Consider the following 17,563-nt stretch of genomic DNA (forward strand, 5'->3'; position numbering starts at 1 on the left):
CTCAAGCTCCCTTCTTGTAGGAGGACATCGCCATATACTTCTCCGCCACAGGCCAGTTGGCGGCGCGCGACGCCTCCTGCATACACTCGATCAGCGCCGCTCCTTCGGTCGGCTGGCGATGCGCCTTCATGTCGCCATCGCGATAGGCGTTGATGAAGCGGAATTCGAGCGGGTCCATGCCGATCAGCCGCGCCAGCTTGTCCATCTGCACCTCAAGCGCGAAGTCGCCGATGGTGACGCCGAAGCCGCGCATGGCGGAGGAGGGTGTACGGTTGGTGTAGACGCAGTAGGTGTCGATCCAGACATTGGGGATGGTGTAGGGGCCGGGATAGTGCGCGGCACCCTTCTGCGCACCGTAGGGCGAGTGCCGCGAATAGGCGCCGGCATCGGTATAGCCGGTCACCTTGCGCGCCACGATGCGGCCATCGTTCATCACGCCATCCTTGATGATTATCTTTTCGGCGGCGCGCGGCGAGGAGATCTGCATCTCCTCTTCGCGGCTGTAGATGAAGGAGACGGGACGTCCTGTCAGCTTGGCGCCAAGAATGGCGATCGGCTCGACGATGACGTCGACCTTGCCGCCAAAGCCGCCGCCGACGGTGCCGCCGGCGAAATGCAGTTTGGAGCCGGGCATCTGCAGGATGATCGAGGCGTTGTCGAGGGTGAAGAACATCGCCTGGGTGTTGGTGTAGCAGGTGAAGCGGTCATTGCCTTCGGGCACCACGACGCAACCGGTGGTCTCGGTCGGCGCATGCTCGATCGGCGAGGATTGATAACTCTGTTCGAGGATGTGGTCGGCGCCGGCAAAGCCCGCCTCGACATCGCCGAAGCGCACCTTGCGGCACTCGCCGCTGTCATAGAGATAATAGTTCTGGCCGTGATATTCGTTGACCAAAGGCGCGCCGGGCTTCAGCGCTTCCTCCATGTCGAAGACGGCCGGCAGCACCTCATAGTCGACCTTGACCTTGGCTGCCGCTTCCTGAGCCGCGCGCTCGGTCTCGGCCAGCACCGCCACCACGGCCTCGCCCTTCCAGCGCACCTTGCCGTCGGCCAGCACCGTCTCGTCCTCCGGCCCGACCTGGATCAGGATCAGGATGGTGTAGACATTGTGCGGAACGTCCCTGGCAGTGAGGATTTTCACCACGCCGGGATGCTTCTCCGCTTCGGAAGTGTCGATCGAACGGATGCGGGCATGGTGGTGCGGACTGCGCACCATTTTCAGGTGAAGCATATTCGGGACGTTGCGGTCGGCGAAATAGGCGGTCTTGCCCGTCACATGTCCCGGCGAATCCAGCCGCGGCCGCCCATGGCCGATCTCGTGCAGGCCGTCCTTGCGCTGATCGGCGAAATAGTTTTTGCGCAGTTCCATTCTTTTGGTCCTTAGGCCGCGTTCTGCGAATTGGCTCGGGCCGCCGTCAGCACCGCCTGGATGATCGGCTCGTAGCCGGTGCAGCGGCAGATATTGCCGGACAGCGCCTCGATCACGTCCTCGCGGCTCGGATTGGGGGTATGGTCGAGCATCACCTTGGCGGCCATGATCATGCCCGGCGTGCAGAAGCCGCATTGCGTGGCGAAGGCGTCCAGGAAGGCACGCTGCAGCGGATGCAGGACGCCGGCCTCAGCGAGGCCCGATGTGGTGCGGATGTCGGCGCCGCTGCAGGTCTCGGCCAGGGTCAGGCAAGAGAGCCGGAGTTCGCCGTCGATGATCACCGAGCAGGCGCCGCAGGTGCCCTGGTGGCAGCCGCCCTTGGGCGAGGTGTCGCCGATCTTGTCGCGCAGCGCGTGCAGCAGTGTCGTGCCGCTGTCGACAAATTCGGCCTTCTCCGAGCCGTTGAGCGTGAACTGAACCGGAACCTTTGCCATGTTTTCCTCCCAGCGCGCCTGCCCGATTGATCGGACAGACGCGCGCCCCCCAAGCGGTGGTTAAGTAAGCAGCAGCCGGCCGAGATGGACCGGGAGAACCTCGGCGCGATACCAGGCGCTGGCGATCGGATCGGTGATTGGCGAAGTGCCTTCACCGGCTGCAGCCAGCGCCGCTGCGATGCCGCCCTGGTCAAGCCTGCTGCCGATCAGTGCCTTTTCCGCAGCGCGGGCGCGCATCGGCCGGTCTGCCATGCAGCCGAGCGCGATCCGCGCCGAGGAGACAGTGCCGTCGCCGGCCTGTTCGAGAACGGCGGCGATGCTGAGCACCGAGACGCCCTTCGGCTTGACCCGCGACACTTTCAGAAAGCGGAAATTCTCAGCCTTCGGCAGTGCGAAGGCGACTGACGTGACGATGGCGCGGCTGCCGTCCCGCTTGGCCAGGAAATCCTCGATAGGCAATTCCCCATCATCGGTGCCAACCGTCGCATCCAGCGCCAGCAGGGCGACAGCGAAATCACCGTAGGGCGCGGGTGCGAACAGATTGCCGCCGACAGTCGCCATATTGCGGATTGCCGGGCCGCCGACGGCGCGTGCGGCCTTGGACAGCGCCGCAAGCTCCGGATGGCGGGCGATAGCCGCCATCGTCACCGAAGCGCCTATGCGGACCTTGCCGCCGGCAACAGTGATCCCGGAAAGGGTCGGATCGGTCGAGCGGACAAGGCCGGAGACGGAGATATCGCCTTCATTGGCGGCGCGCACGACCAGTGTGCCGCCGCCGAGATAGCGGGTGCCGGGCGCCTTCAGCGCCGCGTTGGCATCCCTGACGGCCGAAAAGGTCTGGAGGGCAAGCGCCATGGCAGTCTCCCCTGACTCAGCTCTGGCCAGAAAAATGGCTCTTCAACGCATTGAAGCCACCCTGGAAGACATTGGCGGCCATGCCGGCGGCGATCTTGTCGGCCTCGTCGGGTGCCGCGTCGAAGCTCGCGGTCCATTCGGCATAGGTGCGGTCGCCGTCTGTCACGCGGCGCAATTGCAGCGTCGCCTTGTGATTGGTCAGCGGTTGCGGCGTTTCGAGGATCGAATAGCTGACGCGGAAATCCGCATCCGAGAAGTCGAGCAGTTTTTCGCGGATACGCGCGCCGCTGGCGAGCTCGAAACTACGCACGCAGCCGATGGTTTCGGCGCTCTTGCCGTCTTCGATATGGCTCTTGACCATGCGCGGATGCCAGCCCGGCAGGCCGTTGAAGTCGCGGATGCGCGCCCAGACCTTTTCGACCGGCGCGTCGATGACGCTGGAGACGGTGACTTCAGCCATATGATCATTCCCCTACGAATTCGATACGCTGCAGGGTAGGGCGGCGGCCGGCGCTGCGCTTATCAATGGGTCTTGCGGCCCTATCAAGGAGTCTGAAAAACGAGCGGCTTGGCTCAGGCCATGGCCCGCGCCGCCTCGCGGTAAAGCGTCGGCGGCACGCCGACATGGTCGCGGAAGAAGCGCGAGAAATTGCCCTGGGTGGTGAAGCCGAGATTGCAGGCGACCGAGATCAGCGGCTCCTGCGACCACTGCAGCTGCCGCACGGCTTCCTCCATGCGCAGCGTGTTCCAGTAGACATTGGGCGTCAGATTGGTCTGTTCCTTGAATAAAGCAAAGAAGTGCGGCCGCGACAGGCCGACGCTGCGGGCGACGTCGTCGAACGAGATGCGTTCGCAGACATTGGCCTTCATCAGCTGGATTGCCTTGCGGACGCGGAAATCCTGCATTGTGTTGACCCGGATCCGCGCCTCCTGCGGCGCCGAGGCGTCGGCGGCGTCGAGCAGGCTATCGATGAAGCGCTCGATCTCGTAATTGGCGACGTCGTCGATGCTTTCATTATCGCTCAAATGGTCGAGCAGGTTGGCGGCGGCCTGGTGCAGCCAGGGTTCGAGCGTGATCGCAGCCTGTGCAAACAACGGCGCCGACGAAGGCAGGTCGCGGCGCCGGCGCGCCCAATCCGGATCGATGTAGAAAGCGAGGAACAGGCCGGGCCTGCCGTTCTGCGACAGAATGTGGCTGTGCGGCTGGTAGGAATTGATGCCGGCGGCGGTGCCGGGACCCAGCGGCACCGTCTCGCGGCCGACGGTCATCTCGCCGGCCGTGCCCTCCAGCCAGATGATGATGTGGGCCTCGACATGCGCATGGGTGACGAAGTCGCTGGCGACATTCAGGACAGAAACATGTCCGAACCGGCCCCAATAGAGCCTGATCGCGTCCGTCATGGGTTATACCTCCCGCAGACGACTGGCCTCCCTTCGCCTGCGACGGGATTGTGCGGCTGAGTTCGGGCTCGCGTCAAGGCGCGGGGCGAAAGCCGCTGTGTGCTGCCGGCCGTAGTGGTGGATTTTCAGACTGAGCGATAGGGTTTCCCGTCAAACCGAAGCCGTCATGCCGCCGTCGACATAAAGCGTATGGCCGTTGACGAAGGATGAGGCGTCGGAGGCGAGGAACACGGCGGCGCCGATCAGTTCGTCGACATACCCCCAGCGGCCAGCCGGCGTGCGCTTTTCCAGCCAGGCGGAGAATTCCTGGTTGTCGACCAGCGCCTGGTTCATCTCGGTGCGGAAATAGCCGGGGGCGATGGCATTGACCTGCAAGCCGTATTTCGCCCAGTCGGTGCACATGCCACGTGTCAAATTGCGGATTGCGCCCTTGGTGGCCGTATAGGGCGCGATGTTGGGCCGGGCGAGTTCGCTCTGCACCGAGCCGATGTTGATGATCTTGCCCTTGCCGCGCGCGATCATATTGCGGGCGACCGCCTTGCCGGCATGGAAGGCGCCGGAGACATTGGTCTTGAACAGCCGCTCCCACTGCTCCTCGGGAAAGTCCTCGAGCGGAGCGCGGAACTGCACGCCGGCATTGTTGATCAGGATGTCGATGGCGCCGATCTCGGCCTCGATGCGGGCGACATCGGCATCGACCGCGCGAAAATCCGTCACGTCGAAGGTCGAGGGGTGCGCTTTGAAGCCAGCGTCGCGCAAGCCGGCGACAGCACCGGCAACCTTGCCGGCATCGCGGCCGTTGAGCACGACACTTGCGCCATGCTCGGCAAGGCCGCGCGCCAGCGCCAGACCGATGCCCTGGCCGGAGCCGGTGATCAGCGCCAGCCGGCCGTTGAGCTCGAACAGGGATTTCGATGTCAAGGCAACGGTTTCCAGCCGAAAGGTTCAGTCCAAAAACATTCAGTCATTGCGCCTGAAGTTGCGGATCCGGTCGAACAGCACCGCGAGCAGGATGGCGCCGCCGATGAACACGCCTTGCCAGAAAGCATTGATGCCGAGCAGACCAAGGCTGTTGCGGATCACTTCGATGAGCGCGGCACCGACAATAGCGCCGAAGGCGGTGCCGACGCCGCCGGCGAGATTGGCGCCGCCAATGACCGTGGCGGCGATGACCTGCAGTTCCATGCCGGTTCCGAGATTGGTGGTGACGGCGCCCAGCCATCCGGTCTGGATGATGCCGGCAATGCCCGCCGCCAGCGCCGAGATCATATAGACGGCGACCTTGATCTGCTTGACGGGAACGCCGGTCAGCGTCGCCGCGTGCTCATTGCCGCCAATGGCGAAGATGTGGCGGCCAAACTTGGTCCAGCGCAGCGTGAAGCCGGTGATCAGCGCCAAAAGGATCATGTAGAGCACCGGATTGGCGATGCCGAACACCCATGCACCGCCGCCCAGCGCCAGAAGCTTGTCGTGATCCGGGCCGAACTGGAAGACGACGGTGTTGTTGGAGGCGACCATGGCGAGGCTGCGGGCAATCGACAGCATACCGAGCGTCACCACGAAGGGTGGAAAGCCGAGATAGGCGATCATGATGCCGTTGAAGGCGCCTATGGCGAGCGCGGTGGCGATCGAGGCGAGGATGCCGACCTCGATGGAGTAGCCGGCATGCATGGTGACGGCCAGCACCATCGACGACAGGCAGAGCACCGAACCGACCGACAGGTCGATGCCACCTGTGATGATGACGAAGGTCATGCCGAGCGCGATGATGGCGACGAAGGTGATGTTGCGGGTGATGTTGTAAAGGTTCTTCGACGTGGCGAAGGCGTCGGTGGCAAAAGACAGGAACAGGCAGGCCAGGATGACCGCGATCACCACCCAGAAGGTCTGGCTGGCAAACAGTCTTGCCGGCAAGGATTGCTGCTTTTGTTCGATCGGCTGGTCAATTGTCAGTGCCATCGTCGACCTTCATGTGCTGTGCGTGGTGAAATTCGCTGAGATCAAACCTGTTCGATGGCGCCGGTGATCAGCCCGGTGACTTCCTCGGGCGAACTTGACGCAATCGTCTTGTCGGCGACCTTGCGGCCGCGCCGCATGACGATGACGCGGTCGGCGACGGTGAACACGTCAGGCATGCGGTGGCTGATCAGCACCACTGCGATGCCCTGGTCGCGCAAATGGCGGATCAGGTTCAGCACTTCGGCGACCTGGCGCACCGAGATCGCGGCCGTCGGTTCGTCCATCAACACGATCTTCGCCTGCGACAGCATGGTGCGCGCGATCGCTACTGCCTGGCGCTGGCCGCCCGACATCTGCTTGACGAGGTCGCGCGGACGGGTCTCGGACTTCAACTCGGCGAAGAGCTGGCCGGCGCGCTTGTACATGGCGGCATAGTCGAGGATGCGTAAAGGGCCGAAGCCGCGGCGCAATTCACGGCCGAGATAGACATTGGCGGCAGCGGTCAGATTGTTGCACAGCGCCAGGTCCTGGTGGACGATCTCGATGCCGTGCTGGCGAGCTTCCGCCGGCTTGTGCAGGATCAACTCCTTGCCGTCCATGCGCATGACGCCATGGCTGGGGCGGAAATTGCCGGCGATCATCTTGACCAGCGTCGACTTGCCGGCGCCGTTGTCGCCCATCAGGCCGACCACCTGTCCGGGCTCGATCGACAGCGATACGTCGTTGACCGCCTGGATGGCGCCGAAATGCCTCGAGATATTGGTGAGTTCGAGAACCGCCACCAGTCTTTGCCTCCCCGTGTTTTGCGACCCGCTGCTGTTCCCGGCGTGAATGCCGGCGCTGCTTTGGCCCCGCTCTCCCCATCTCCTCCCGGAAACAGCGTCAGCGTTCTTTTACGCAAAAGCCGGCGCTCGTCAATCAATTGTCGGACGAATTGAAGCCTTGGTTATCCAAAAATCCGTTTTGTAGGACAAATAGCATTGACGTTGGCCGCAAGCCGATATTAGCTAAGCGTCGGAGGAGATTATGCCGATGCCGCTGGCGGTTAGCCGGGCGGAATCGGCGGAGGTTTATCGGTCGAGGTTGCGGCGCCACCCTTGTGTGAGCCGGGCCAATGCCGCATCTGGAAATGCTTATCGATCTGTCTTGGCGACACGAGTGCTCGTGAAACGAACCTCGGTCATTAAGCATCCGGTCGATCTGTGTGGCGGGCACGCCGTGTCCGTCTGTTTCAAGGGAGGACTGACATGAGGAAAACACTTTTGCTCGCCGCCGTCGCCGCCATGGCGCTGGGCGCCGGGCCGGCTTTGGCCAAGAAACAGCTCGTCATCGTGGTGAAGGGTCTCGACAATCCATTCTTCGAAGCCATCCACCAGGGCTGCGAGAAATGGAACAAGGAAAATGCAAGCTCGGAATATGAATGCTTCTACACCGGCCCGGCATCGACCTCCGACGAGGCCGGCGAAGCGCAGATCGTTCAGGACATGCTGAGCAAGGCCGACACGGTGGCAATGGCGATTTCGCCATCCAACGCGCCGCTGATCGCTCAGACGATCAAGACCGCCAATCCGACGATCCCGATCATGACGCTCGACGCCGATCTCAGCAAGGAAGATGCCGCGCTGCGCAAGACCTATCTCGGCACCGACAACTATTTGATGGGTCACAAGATCGGCGAGTACATCAAGAAGGGCAAGCCGAACGGCGGCACGATCTGTACCATCGAAGGCAATCCCGCGGCCGACAACATCCTGCGCCGCGCGCAGGGCATGCGTGACGCGCTGTCGGGCAAGGAAGGCCTGGCGGCACTTGCCGGCGAAGGCGGCTGGACCGAAGTCGCCGGTTGCCCGGTGTTCACCAATGACGACGGCGCCAAGGGCGTGCAGGCGATGACCGACATCCTCGCCGCCAATCCCAAGCTCGACGCCTTCGGCATCATGGGCGGCTGGCCGCTGTTTGGCGCACCGCAGCCCTATCGCGACCTGTTCGGGCCGCTCAAGGACCGCATCGCCAGCAACGACTTCGTCATCGGCGCCGCCGATACGATCGGCGATGAAGTGGCGATCGCCCGTGACGGCCTTGTAACCGCTCTGGTTGGTCAGCGGCCGTTCGAAATGGGCTACAAGGCACCGTCGGTGATGATCGATCTGGTCGAAGGCAAGGCCGTCGCCGATCCGGTGTTCACCGGCCTCGACGAATGCACAAAGGACACGGTCGACACCTGCATCCAGAAGTAGGTTCTCGATTTCGGGGCGCCCTTTGACGGGCGCCCCGTCTCTTCCCGGACGGACGCAACGGTTGGGGCAGCAGGCTCCGGCTTTGACGCGTCTGTAGTTTGGATTTTCGGCAACGAGATCGGCGCGCCGTGCAGGTTCGGACCAGTCCGGACGCAGACGGCCGACGCATTGGAACGTGAATGCCGGACGAGAAATCAAAGAAGCGAACCGAGCGGGCCAAGGCACAAGCCAGCCGCGGTCCGGCTGTCATGCGCAGGGCCGGTGCCGCGCATTTTCCGGGAGCGAGCGTCCATGTCTCGCTGGCCGGCGAGATCGGCCTCAGAATCGTGCGCGGCGATTATCCGCCCGGCACCATTCTGCCCAACGAGGCCAAATGGGCCGAGATCTTCGATGTCAGTCGTTCGGCGGTGCGCGAAGCCATCAAGATGCTGATGGCCAAAAGCCTGCTGGCTTCACGGCCCAAGATCGGCAGTTGGGTCGAGCCCAGGGAACGCTGGAACCTGCTCGACCGCGATGTGCTGGCCTGGTACGCGACCGGGCCGGACCGGGAAGCCTTCCTGCGCACGGTGCAGGAGTTCCGTCACATCATCGAGCCGGAAGCGTCGGCCTTTGCCGCCACGCGGCGCAACGACGAGCAGATGGACGAGATCAGCCAGGCCTGTCGTGAGATGGGCGAGGCTCTGAACCTGCAGGAGCGTATCCGCGCCGATACGCGTTTTCACCTCGCCATACTGCGCGCCTCGGGCAACGATCTGCTGGTGCCGCTTGGCGTTCTGATCGAGTCGGCGCTCGATCATCTCTTTGTCTTCGTCACACGCGAGACCAGCGATCAGCGGCGGGCGCAGGCGCTGCATGAGGCGATCGAGAAGAACATCCGCCTGCAGCGTCCTGCGGCCGCGCGCAATGCGGTGCACAAACTGCTCGCCAACACCGACGATGTTATCGGCCGGTCGAGGCGCTGACACAGGCTTTTCGCCACCTCAAATCGTCTGCTTCTTGCCATCCTTGCTGGGCATCAGGTCGACGCCGTTGACCTTGCCGATATATGTCGCCAGCATCGGCACGAATTGCTCGGCCGGGCCAGTGGCATGGGCACCGGCGAAGGAGTTCTTGGTGGCGTTGCCGAGCGGGTTGGCGATGCCGGCCGCGCCCGCCATCGATTCCAGATAGGTCAGGTCCTTGAAGGCGTTGGCGATGGTGAATTTATGTGCGTCGCGGTCGCCCTCCAGCGTCCAGCGCATGAAGGTCTGGTAGAAGCCGCAATCCATGCGGCCGTTGCGGATGACGCTGTCGAAACGCGGTGGCGAGATGCCGACCTTTTCGGCCAGCGCCAGCGCCTCGGAATAGATCGCGGCATAGCCCAGCGAGATGAAGTTGTTGAGCAGCTTCATGCGGTGGCCGTCACCTGTATCGCCAATATGGACGATGCGGCCGGCCCAGGTTTCGATGACCGGCTTCACACGGGCAAACAGCGCGTCGGGCGCGCCGACCATGGCGTCGAGCGTGCCTTCCCAGGCTTCCTTCGGCGTGCGGCTGAGCGGTGCATCGACGAAGTCGACGCCGATCTCCTTCAGTTCCGCCGCCAGCGCCACGGTCGAGACCGGATCGGCGGTCGAGCAATCGACGACAACCGAGCCTCTTTTCAGGCCCTCCTTGAGGCCGCCGGGGCCACGGATGATGGCTTCGACCTCGCGCGAGCCGGTGACGCAGATGAAGACGATATCGGATGCCGCTGCCACCTCACGCGAGGTGGCCACTTCCTTCGCACCGCGGCCAGCCAAGTCTTCCGCCGGCTTGCGGTTCTTGCGGCCGAGGAAGGTCAGGCCATAGCCCTTGTCGACGATGTTCTTGGCAATGCCGTGCCCCATCAGGCCAAGGCCGATAAAGCCGATCTTTTCGCTCGCGGCGGTCGTGGTCATGTCTTGAAGTCCTGTTGCGATGATTGATATTGGGCGCCGCCGTCTTGCGGGCGAGGGTGGTTGCAGAATGCCATATTGTCTGACAATACACAGAAATCCTAGGCATTGGAGACGAAAATGACGAAGCGGATCATGTTCACCGGCGGCAGCGGCAAGGCCGGTCGCCATGTCGTGCAATATCTGATCGAACAGGGCTGCCAGGTGCTCAACATCGACACCAAGCCGCTCGACAATCCCAAGGTACGCACGCTGATCACCGACATCACCGACAGCGGCCAGGTGTTCAACGCGCTGTCGAGCTATATGGGTCTGCACGAATTCGACCCGTCGCTGCGCCCGCAGCCGGTCGATGCCGTGGTGCATTTCGCCGCCATACCGCGCATCATGATCACGACCGACAATGAGGTGTTCCGCATCAATGCGATGGGCACCTACAACGTCATCGAGGCGGCGGTGAAACTCGGCATCCCTAAGGTGGTGATCGCGTCCAGCGAGACCACCTATGGCGTGGTGTTCGCCAACGAACCGCGCGACCCCAAATATTTTCCCCTCGATGAAGAATACGACGTCGATCCGATGGACAGCTATGCTCTGTCCAAGGTCGTCAACGAGCACACGGCGCGCGCCTTTGCGCAGCGCAACGGCACCGATATCTATGCCTTGCGCATCGGCAACGTCATCGAGCCGCACGAATATTCGCTGTTTCCGAAGTGGTTTGCCGATCCGGGCTTTCGCAAGCGCATCGCCTGGAGCTATGTCGACGCGCGCGATCTCGGCCAGATCACGCTGCGCGCCGTTGAAACGGACGGGCTCGGCTTCCAGGTGTTCAACGCGGCCAATGACGATACCTCGTCCGACCTGCCGACAGCGGAACTTTTGAAGCGGTTTTACCCCGACGTGCCGGTCAAGGCGGAGCTCGACGAATACGAGACGCTGCTTTCCAACCGCAAAGCCAGGGACATGCTTGGCTTCCGTCCCGAGCACAGCTGGCGCAAATACGTCAAATAGGCCGGCTGGGGGCAAGGTTGCGACCTGATCTGTGCACAGCCGCAGCCTTTGCCGTCAACGTCCCGCCCTTTGCTTGACAGCTTCCGAAATCCGGACTTTGTGGAGGCATGAGGGACGGAAAGCCGAACAAGGGAAAGATGTCTGAAAAGGCGGCATCCGCAGAGCGCCCGGCGACCCTTCGCCGGGCTGACGCGGCCCGGATGCCCGGCACCAGCGTGCATGCGTCACTGGCCAGCGAAATCGGGCTTCGGATTGTGCGCGGCGACTATCCGCCGGGCACCATCCTGCCCAATGAAGCCAAATGGTCTGAAACCTTCAACGTCAGCCGCTCGGCGGTGCGTGAGGCGATCAAGATGCTGATGGCCAAAAGCCTTCTGGCATCACGCCCTAAAATCGGCAGCTGGGTGGAGCCCAGGGAGCGCTGGAACCTGCTCGATCGCGATGTGCTCGCCTGGTACGCGACCGCGCCCGACCGTGAGGTGTTCCTGAAGACGGTGCAGGAATTCCGCCACATCATCGAGCCGGAAGCGACTGCCTTCGCCGCCATGCGACGCACCGAGGAGCAGATGGCCGAGATCAGCCAGGCCTGCCGCGAGATGGGCGAGGCGTCGAGCCTGCAGGAGCGCACGCGCGCCGACACACGCTTTCATCTCGCCATCCTGCGCGCCTCCGGCAACGATCTGCTGGTGCCGCTCGGCGTGCTGATCGAATCCGCCTTCGATCATCTGTTCACCTATACGACGCGCGAACTCGACGATCTGCAGCATGCACAGCAACTGCACGAGGCGATCGAGAAGGCCATCCGCCTGCAGCGGCCGGATGCGGCCCGCAACGCGGTGCGCAAGCTGCTCGCCAATACAGACGGCGTCATCAACACCCGGTAGGATGTGCTGATATTCAGGTGAGGCCGGCCTGCAAACGCCGGCTTTCGCGCTTCACGTACTTAAGTACGCTCCGCTCCGGTTCTCGAAACCCAATGTTTTCGGCGCGGCCTGACCTGAATCTCAACACATCCTGCGAGCGCTCAGCCGGCCTGCGAAGTGGCCAAATGCTGCCTGGTCAGCGCGACCAGCAGCGCCTGGTCGCGGGCGGCGTGCTCGGGGCGGTTGACCACCTCGTCGCGATTGACGATCGCACCCCAGAAGCCGCGCAGTTCCTCGACGAAGGCTTGACCGTAGCCGGCGCGTAGATCCCTGGTCGACAGTGTGTGGCCGTCCGAGGTCTTCACAGTCAGCCGGGTCGGATGATGGTTGAGCCAGGGCGAGGGGAATTCGAGCTCAAGGCTGGCATCGTCGAAGAAGAGCGTGATGCGTTCCTTGTAGTCGGCGAGCTTCGGCACGGTGAGATGCGTCATCGTCCACAGCGCCTGGCTGTCGAGCAGTTTTACCGCGCCCTGGCCGCCATCGCCATTGGCGAAGATCTGCGCGCCGACAACCTCGCCCTCCGGCACGCCGAGTGCGTCGAGCAGTCCGTGCACGGCATTCACATCGTGAATCAAGGCGGAGCTGTAAGCGCCGGTAAATCCACGGAAAGCCAGATCGGTCATGGGCTGGCCGATGGCGCGCTCGACCTGTTGTTTCTGCCTGGCTTGCGCGGCGGCAATCAGCTCCTCGGGAATGTCGTTGCCGCGCTTGTAGCGCTGGTGGGCGATGAACGGCCAGGCATCGGGATCGTTGACCTCGACCGAGACGGACCGCAACGTCTTTGCCGTGCCGGGCAGCGAGGCCAGCGCCAGCCGGTAGCTCGGATCGAAGCGTTTCATATAGCCGACCTGCATAACCTTGCCGGCCTTGTCGCGCGCGGCGATGATCTCGGCGATTTCCGCCGGGGAATAGCAGAGCGGCTTTTCGCAGAAGACATGCAGGCCGCACCCAAGGGCGGCTAGTACCTGCTCGTAATGAAGCGGGTCGGGCGAGCCGATGACGACGGCGTCGAGCTTCTGGCCGAACAGTTGCTCCGGCGTTTCGAAATTGGCGATGCCGTGGATATCTGTGACGAACTCACGCGAGGTTTTCGACGGATCGGCGACGCCGACCAGTTCGAACAGGTCGCCGAGCCGCAACAGATTCGGAATATGCATGATCTGCGAGATCATGCCGGCGCCGATAACGCCAACCCGTATCCTGCTCATGCTGCTAAAACTCTCTGCAAAGTGTTCCAGGCTCAGGGTGCGGCGGCCGGCCGATTGCCGATCTGCGCCAACAGCCCGGCAATCTCAGCTTCCACCGCCTTCAGATCCTCGCCGCCCGACATGATGGAAATCACCTCGTCGCGCGAGATCTCGGACTTTGCGTATGTGCCGCGATTGCGGCCGCGGTTGAGCAGCGTGAAAGTGTCACCGACAGGGTAGGCGTGGTGGATGTTGTGGCTGATGAAGATCACCGCCAGCCCGCGCATGCGCGCCTCGATGATGAATTTCAGCACCATGGCCGCCTGATGCACGCCGAGCGCCGAGGTCGGCTCGTCGAGGATCAGCACCTTGGCGCCGAAGTGGACTGCGCGCGCGATGGCCACCGACTGGCGCTCGCCGCCCGACAGCGTGCCGACTGCCTGTGTCGGGTCGCGCACGTCGATGCCGATATCGGCCATCGCCTGGCGGGCAATTGTGTTGGCGCGCTCCTTGTCGAAGCGCGAGAAGGGCAGGCGGCTTCTGGTCGGCTCGCGGCCGAGGAAGAAGTTGCGCGTGATCGACATCAGCGAGATCATGCCGAGGTCCTGGAAGACCGTCGCGACGCCGAGGTCCTGCGCGTCGCGCGGGCTGCGGAAGCTGACGGGCTTGCCGTCGACGAAAATCTCGCCCTTGGTCGGCCGGTGCACGCCCGACAGAACCTTGATCAGTGTCGACTTGCCGGCGCCATTGTCGCCGAGCAGGCAGTGCACCTCGCCGGGATAGACCTTGATGTCGATATCCTGCAGCGCGCGCACCGAGCCGAAATTGACCGACACACCACGTAATTCCATGGCTGGCTGGATGGCCGGGGATGGGTTTGGGTAGGTCATTTGCCGCCTCCGCGTCCGAGCGCCTTGAGGCGGATGTAGTTGTTGACCAGCACGGCCATCAAAATGACGATGCCGAGGAAGACCTTGAACCAGTCGGTGTCGATGCCGGTGTAGAAGATGCCCATCTGCACAAGGCCGAAGATCAGCGCGCCGAACAGCACGCCATAGACGGTGCCGTAGCCGCCGGTCAGCAGCACGCCGCCGATGACCGCGGCGATGATCGCCTCGAATTCCTTGAGCAGGCCGCGCGTGGTGTCGGCGGAGCCGGCCTCCATCACCTGGATGGTGGCAAGCAAGGTCGCCGCACAGGCGGTGTAGATGAACAGCGCGATCTTCACACGGTCGACCGGCACGCCGACATTGCGGGCGGCATTGAGGTCGCCGCCGGTGGCGAAGATCCAGTTGCCGTATTTGGTCTGGGTCAAGACATAGCCGGCAAGCGCTGTCAGTCCGAGCCACCAGACGATCGACATCGGAATGCCGACGACGAAGGGAATGCCGTCGGTGCGGGTGGCGATCCAGCCTTGCGTGCCCATCCATTGGAAGAAGCCGGTCAGGAGATGGCCGTTGAACAGGCCCGCGGTTGCCGGGTCCGGCGCGCCGTCGAGGATGTAGGGGATCTGCGTGCGGCCGGTGACGGCGCGGGTGATGCCGATCGACAGGCCGCGCAGGATGTAGAGCGACGCCAGCGTCACGATGAAGGAGGGCAGGCGGGTCTTCACAACGATCAGGCCGTTGACGTAGCCGGTGAGGATGGCGACAGCGAAGGCGCAGGCGATGCCGCCCCACAGCGGCAGGTCCCAATATTTCACCGTCAGTCCGATGACGACGCCGGCGAAGCCGACCATCGAGCCGACCGAGAGATCGAACTCGCCGGCGATGATGAGAAGGGCTGCGGCCGTGGCGATGATGCCGAGTTCGGCTGCCAGCGTCAGGAAGGTCATCGACCCCTGCAGCGAATAGAGGTTCGACGCACCCGGCAGCAGGGCGAAGATGATGATGGTGGCGATGAGGCCGCCGGCGGCACCGGCTTCGGGCCGACGCAGCCATTGCGTCAGCCGGCCGGTGCTGGCCAGCCGCTCGTCAGCGCCGGCCGCCCGTTTCGACGTCATGCCGAAACGGTCCTTGCCCAGTACCCCGGGGGCCGGCGCTTCTGGAGGTATCGCCTTGTCTTCCACAACAGCCATTAGGCTCCCCAATCGCTCACTTCGCAATCTCGACCAGAGACGGGGAGCGCATGGCGGCTCCCCGATCCGTTTTGGTCTTGCCTTAGCGGATGCCGTCCTTGGCGAGCGCCAGGATCGCCTTGGCCTTGTCGGGCGAGTCGATGAACAGCGGGCCGGTGTAGGCGTTGTTCTGCGGCCAGAAGCCATGTGTGGCATGCTCGACCAGATAGATCACCGGCAGGTATCCCATCAGATATTGCTGGGCGTCCATGCCGAAGCCCATTTCGCCGGCGACGACGGAATCCAGGACTTCGGGGCTGATGTCGAAGGTGTAGAGCTTGATCTTGCCGAACAACTCCTTCTGCCGGAAGAACGGGATCAGCGGATTGGCGGCGGTGGCGCCCAGCGCGAAGACGGCCTGGGTGTCGGGATGCGCCGACAGGTAGGCCTCGGTGCGGCGCTGGATGTCGGCCGGATCGGGCGACACGGTAAGCACCTCGGTGCCGCCGCCTGACGGCTTCAGCCCGTCATTCAACCCCTGGCAGCGCTGGTCGAGACTGACATTGCCGACCTCGTGGTTGATGCAGACGACCTTGAGTGTGCCTTCCTTGGCCAGCCGCTCGCCGGCCTTCTTGCCGGAATCATATTCGGAGACGGTGCCGACATAGAGAGAGGTGCCGAGTTCGGCGCCTTCCTTCTCGCCGGAATCCAGGACGACCATCGGAATGTTGGCGGCAAGTCCGGCCTTGACCGATTTACCAAGTGCATTGGCGTCGGCAATGGAGACGGCGATGCCGTCTGGATTGGTGGCGATGGCCGCGTCGAGCAGGCGGGCCTGCTCGACCACGTCGAACACTTGCGGCGCATAATATTCGACCTTGGCGCCGGTGAGCGCCGCCGCATCGTCGACGCCGCGCTTGACCACCGACCAGTAGGGATCGGAGGCCGAGCCATGCACCACGAAGGTGATGCGGACATCCTTCGGGTCCTTCAGGCCCGCGGCCTGCACGACACCCGCCAGCATACTCATCGAGACAAGCGCGCCGAGCGCCAGTTTCAGAACAGTCTTCATGTCATTCTCCCATTGTCGTTGCAGTTCCAATTCCCTCTTTGCGCCTCGGCCGACCGGATCGGCTTACGGTGCTGCCCGGGTGGCCGCTTTGCGGGCCTTTGCCGGTGTCGATGCCCCGAGCCGTGCACGAAGCTCCTCGCGCAGCGGCTTCATGCCGATGATGTCGATGTCCTGCGCGCCGAGCCAGTCGCGAAAACCCTGGTCCCGGAAGAGTTCATATTCCTCGGTGCGGACATAGGCGGAGCGCGGCTCGATCAGTTCGAGCTCGCCCGGCGCATTGAAATGCAGGCAAAAGAAGGTCAGGCCTTCGCGGACCCCTTCGACCAATGCCTTGTAGGCTGGCTCTATCGGTTTTGAGCGTGGACGGCCCCAGGTCGTCTGTATGGCAGCGTCGAAGATGACAAAGCCCTTGGCCCGGGCTTCAGTGACGCCGCGCTGGAACGCCGCTTCGGTGACGCCGACGAGATTGTCATTGGGCGAATAGGCCGACAGCGTTTTGGTCAACAGCACCGGCAGCCGATATTCCAGGCCGAGCTTGATGTAGACGTCGCAAAACTCCGGCGACAGCGCTGCCCCCATATGGGCGTCAAGATGAGTGACGTCGATGCCGGCGCGGTAGGCGGTGTCGATCTGGGCGCGAAGCTCGGTTTCCACCGCTTGCGGTGCTGCCTTGCGGCGGGTGGTCGCGACATCGGGCCAGAAATAGCCGAACTCGTCCGTCAGGCCGGCCGCGCGCGACGGCGACGTCAGCGGCCGCCATTTGTAGTGCTGCTTTTCGCTGTTCAGCGTCAGGTGGACGCCGAGATCGAGCCGGGGATTGGCGGCTGCCGCTTCGGCCATCTCAGGGAACCATGGGCACGGCACCATCACGGCGCCGGAGCTGCAGGCGCCCAATGCGGTCAGTTCGAGGAAGGCGCTGTTGGCGCCATGGCACATGCCGACATCGTCTTCATGCAGGACGAGCTGTCGCGTCATGGACGGCCACCGTTTTGCCGGCCACCATCTTGCCGGCCACCATCTTGCCGGCACGCCGGTTTCGAGGGTCTTCCAAAGTGTGTCCCGTGCTGCATGGAACCGACCGTT

Annotated in this window: 18 protein-coding genes; 4 read left to right on the forward strand and 14 right to left on the reverse strand. The window is 63.4% G+C overall.

The features are described from left to right. Nucleotide 1 precedes the first annotated feature (1 nt). The 8 genes from NKI61_RS09110 to NKI61_RS09145 form a co-directional block, all read right to left on the reverse strand. A complete protein-coding gene (locus NKI61_RS09110; protein WP_352839223.1) occupies nucleotides 2-1,369 on the reverse strand; it encodes a xanthine dehydrogenase family protein molybdopterin-binding subunit in 1,368 nt (455 codons plus the stop codon). An 11-nt stretch (nucleotides 1,370-1,380) separates the two neighbouring features. Beyond that, on the reverse strand, nucleotides 1,381-1,863 hold the full coding sequence (locus NKI61_RS09115; protein WP_352839224.1) for a (2Fe-2S)-binding protein: 483 nt from the start codon (nucleotides 1,861-1,863) through the stop codon (nucleotides 1,381-1,383). 60 nt (nucleotides 1,864-1,923) lie between these two features. Continuing rightward, nucleotides 1,924-2,718, reverse strand: a complete 795-nt coding sequence (locus tag NKI61_RS09120) for an FAD binding domain-containing protein (RefSeq protein WP_023815619.1) — start codon at nucleotides 2,716-2,718, stop codon at nucleotides 1,924-1,926. Between the two features lie 16 nt (nucleotides 2,719-2,734). Beyond that, on the reverse strand, nucleotides 2,735-3,178 hold the full coding sequence (locus tag NKI61_RS09125; protein WP_023746977.1) for an SRPBCC family protein: 444 nt from the start codon (nucleotides 3,176-3,178) through the stop codon (nucleotides 2,735-2,737). Nucleotides 3,179-3,291: 113 nt separating this feature from the next. Next, a complete protein-coding gene (locus NKI61_RS09130) occupies nucleotides 3,292-4,119 on the reverse strand; it encodes an AraC family transcriptional regulator (protein WP_023673046.1) in 828 nt (275 codons plus the stop codon). Nucleotides 4,120-4,269: 150 nt separating this feature from the next. Beyond that, complete coding sequence (locus NKI61_RS09135) at nucleotides 4,270-5,040, reverse strand: SDR family oxidoreductase (protein ID WP_031246147.1); 771 nt, start codon at nucleotides 5,038-5,040, stop codon at nucleotides 4,270-4,272. Between the two features lie 39 nt (nucleotides 5,041-5,079). Beyond that, nucleotides 5,080-6,078 (reverse strand): ABC transporter permease, encoded by a 999-nt coding sequence (locus tag NKI61_RS09140; RefSeq protein ID WP_023673048.1) that lies wholly within the window; start codon nucleotides 6,076-6,078, stop codon nucleotides 5,080-5,082. A 41-nt stretch (nucleotides 6,079-6,119) separates the two neighbouring features. Beyond that, nucleotides 6,120-6,860: an ATP-binding cassette domain-containing protein gene (locus NKI61_RS09145; RefSeq protein WP_023673049.1), complete on the reverse strand. Its 741-nt coding sequence runs from the start codon at nucleotides 6,858-6,860 to the stop codon at nucleotides 6,120-6,122. Between the two features lie 465 nt (nucleotides 6,861-7,325). Here NKI61_RS09145 and NKI61_RS09150 point away from each other — a divergent pair, with 465 nt between their 5' ends. Next, entirely contained in the window at nucleotides 7,326-8,315 is a 990-nt protein-coding gene (locus tag NKI61_RS09150) for a sugar-binding protein (RefSeq protein ID WP_023673050.1), read from the forward strand. A gap of 179 nt (nucleotides 8,316-8,494) precedes the next feature. Beyond that, nucleotides 8,495-9,277, forward strand: coding sequence for a FadR/GntR family transcriptional regulator (locus NKI61_RS09155; protein WP_023673051.1), 783 nt, complete (start codon nucleotides 8,495-8,497; stop codon nucleotides 9,275-9,277). An 18-nt stretch (nucleotides 9,278-9,295) separates the two neighbouring features. On the opposite strand, the gene NKI61_RS09160 is transcribed toward NKI61_RS09155, so the two are convergent. Then, a complete protein-coding gene (locus NKI61_RS09160) occupies nucleotides 9,296-10,234 on the reverse strand; it encodes an NAD(P)-dependent oxidoreductase (RefSeq protein ID WP_023682235.1) in 939 nt (312 codons plus the stop codon). A gap of 117 nt (nucleotides 10,235-10,351) precedes the next feature. Between NKI61_RS09160 and NKI61_RS09165 the strand changes: the two genes are divergently transcribed. Further along, the gene (locus tag NKI61_RS09165) at nucleotides 10,352-11,242 is read left to right on the forward strand and encodes an NAD-dependent epimerase/dehydratase family protein (protein WP_023682234.1); all 891 of its coding nucleotides are present in this window, start codon (nucleotides 10,352-10,354) and stop codon (nucleotides 11,240-11,242) included. A gap of 107 nt (nucleotides 11,243-11,349) precedes the next feature. Next, nucleotides 11,350-12,126, forward strand: a complete 777-nt coding sequence (locus NKI61_RS09170) for a FadR/GntR family transcriptional regulator (protein ID WP_352513500.1) — start codon at nucleotides 11,350-11,352, stop codon at nucleotides 12,124-12,126. A gap of 140 nt (nucleotides 12,127-12,266) precedes the next feature. Here the strand turns inward: NKI61_RS09170 and NKI61_RS09175 are convergent, their stop codons facing one another. The 5 genes from NKI61_RS09175 to NKI61_RS09195 all read right to left on the reverse strand — a co-directional run bounded on the left by NKI61_RS09175 (nucleotide 12,267) and on the right by NKI61_RS09195 (nucleotide 17,455). After that, nucleotides 12,267-13,373, reverse strand: a complete 1,107-nt coding sequence (locus NKI61_RS09175; protein ID WP_352513501.1) for a Gfo/Idh/MocA family protein — start codon at nucleotides 13,371-13,373, stop codon at nucleotides 12,267-12,269. 32 nt (nucleotides 13,374-13,405) lie between these two features. Continuing rightward, nucleotides 13,406-14,242: an ATP-binding cassette domain-containing protein gene (locus NKI61_RS09180; protein ID WP_050593919.1), complete on the reverse strand. Its 837-nt coding sequence runs from the start codon at nucleotides 14,240-14,242 to the stop codon at nucleotides 13,406-13,408. Continuing rightward, a complete protein-coding gene (locus NKI61_RS09185; protein ID WP_023736004.1) occupies nucleotides 14,239-15,354 on the reverse strand; it encodes an ABC transporter permease in 1,116 nt (371 codons plus the stop codon). The genes NKI61_RS09180 and NKI61_RS09185 overlap by 4 nt, the downstream gene beginning before the upstream one ends. A 157-nt stretch (nucleotides 15,355-15,511) precedes the next feature. Then, nucleotides 15,512-16,480 (reverse strand): rhizopine catabolism ABC transporter substrate-binding protein, encoded by a 969-nt coding sequence (locus tag NKI61_RS09190; protein WP_023687959.1) that lies wholly within the window; start codon nucleotides 16,478-16,480, stop codon nucleotides 15,512-15,514. A 63-nt stretch (nucleotides 16,481-16,543) separates the two neighbouring features. Next, nucleotides 16,544-17,455, reverse strand: a complete 912-nt coding sequence (locus NKI61_RS09195) for a polysaccharide deacetylase family protein (RefSeq protein WP_352538910.1) — start codon at nucleotides 17,453-17,455, stop codon at nucleotides 16,544-16,546. Nucleotides 17,456-17,563: the final 108 nt, after the last annotated feature.

Origin of the sequence: Mesorhizobium sp. M0514, from assembly GCF_040321145.1 — a bacterium.
Classification (GTDB): Bacteria; Pseudomonadota; Alphaproteobacteria; order Rhizobiales; family Rhizobiaceae; genus Mesorhizobium.

Excerpts from the sequence above, each read along its gene's own strand:
- NKI61_RS09110 (WP_352839223.1), bottom strand. The coding sequence starts at position 1,369 with ATGGAACTGCGCAAAAACTATTTCGCCGATCAGCGCAAGGACGGCCTG.
- NKI61_RS09115 (WP_352839224.1), bottom strand. The coding sequence starts at position 1,863 with ATGGCAAAGGTTCCGGTTCAGTTCACGCTCAACGGCTCGGAGAAGGCC.
- NKI61_RS09120 (WP_023815619.1), bottom strand. The coding sequence starts at position 2,718 with ATGGCGCTTGCCCTCCAGACCTTTTCGGCCGTCAGGGATGCCAACGCG.
- NKI61_RS09125 (WP_023746977.1), bottom strand. The coding sequence starts at position 3,178 with ATGGCTGAAGTCACCGTCTCCAGCGTCATCGACGCGCCGGTCGAAAAG.
- NKI61_RS09130 (WP_023673046.1), bottom strand. The coding sequence starts at position 4,119 with ATGACGGACGCGATCAGGCTCTATTGGGGCCGGTTCGGACATGTTTCT.
- NKI61_RS09140 (WP_023673048.1), bottom strand. The coding sequence starts at position 6,078 with ATGGCACTGACAATTGACCAGCCGATCGAACAAAAGCAGCAATCCTTG.
- NKI61_RS09150 (WP_023673050.1), top strand. The coding sequence starts at position 7,326 with ATGAGGAAAACACTTTTGCTCGCCGCCGTCGCCGCCATGGCGCTGGGC.
- NKI61_RS09155 (WP_023673051.1), top strand. The coding sequence starts at position 8,495 with ATGCCGGACGAGAAATCAAAGAAGCGAACCGAGCGGGCCAAGGCACAA.
- NKI61_RS09160 (WP_023682235.1), bottom strand. The coding sequence starts at position 10,234 with ATGACCACGACCGCCGCGAGCGAAAAGATCGGCTTTATCGGCCTTGGC.
- NKI61_RS09165 (WP_023682234.1), top strand. The coding sequence starts at position 10,352 with ATGACGAAGCGGATCATGTTCACCGGCGGCAGCGGCAAGGCCGGTCGC.
- NKI61_RS09170 (WP_352513500.1), top strand. The coding sequence starts at position 11,350 with ATGAGGGACGGAAAGCCGAACAAGGGAAAGATGTCTGAAAAGGCGGCA.
- NKI61_RS09175 (WP_352513501.1), bottom strand. The coding sequence starts at position 13,373 with ATGAGCAGGATACGGGTTGGCGTTATCGGCGCCGGCATGATCTCGCAG.
- NKI61_RS09180 (WP_050593919.1), bottom strand. The coding sequence starts at position 14,242 with ATGACCTACCCAAACCCATCCCCGGCCATCCAGCCAGCCATGGAATTA.
- NKI61_RS09185 (WP_023736004.1), bottom strand. The coding sequence starts at position 15,354 with ATGACGTCGAAACGGGCGGCCGGCGCTGACGAGCGGCTGGCCAGCACC.
- NKI61_RS09190 (WP_023687959.1), bottom strand. The coding sequence starts at position 16,480 with ATGAAGACTGTTCTGAAACTGGCGCTCGGCGCGCTTGTCTCGATGAGT.
- NKI61_RS09195 (WP_352538910.1), bottom strand. The coding sequence starts at position 17,455 with ATGACGCGACAGCTCGTCCTGCATGAAGACGATGTCGGCATGTGCCAT.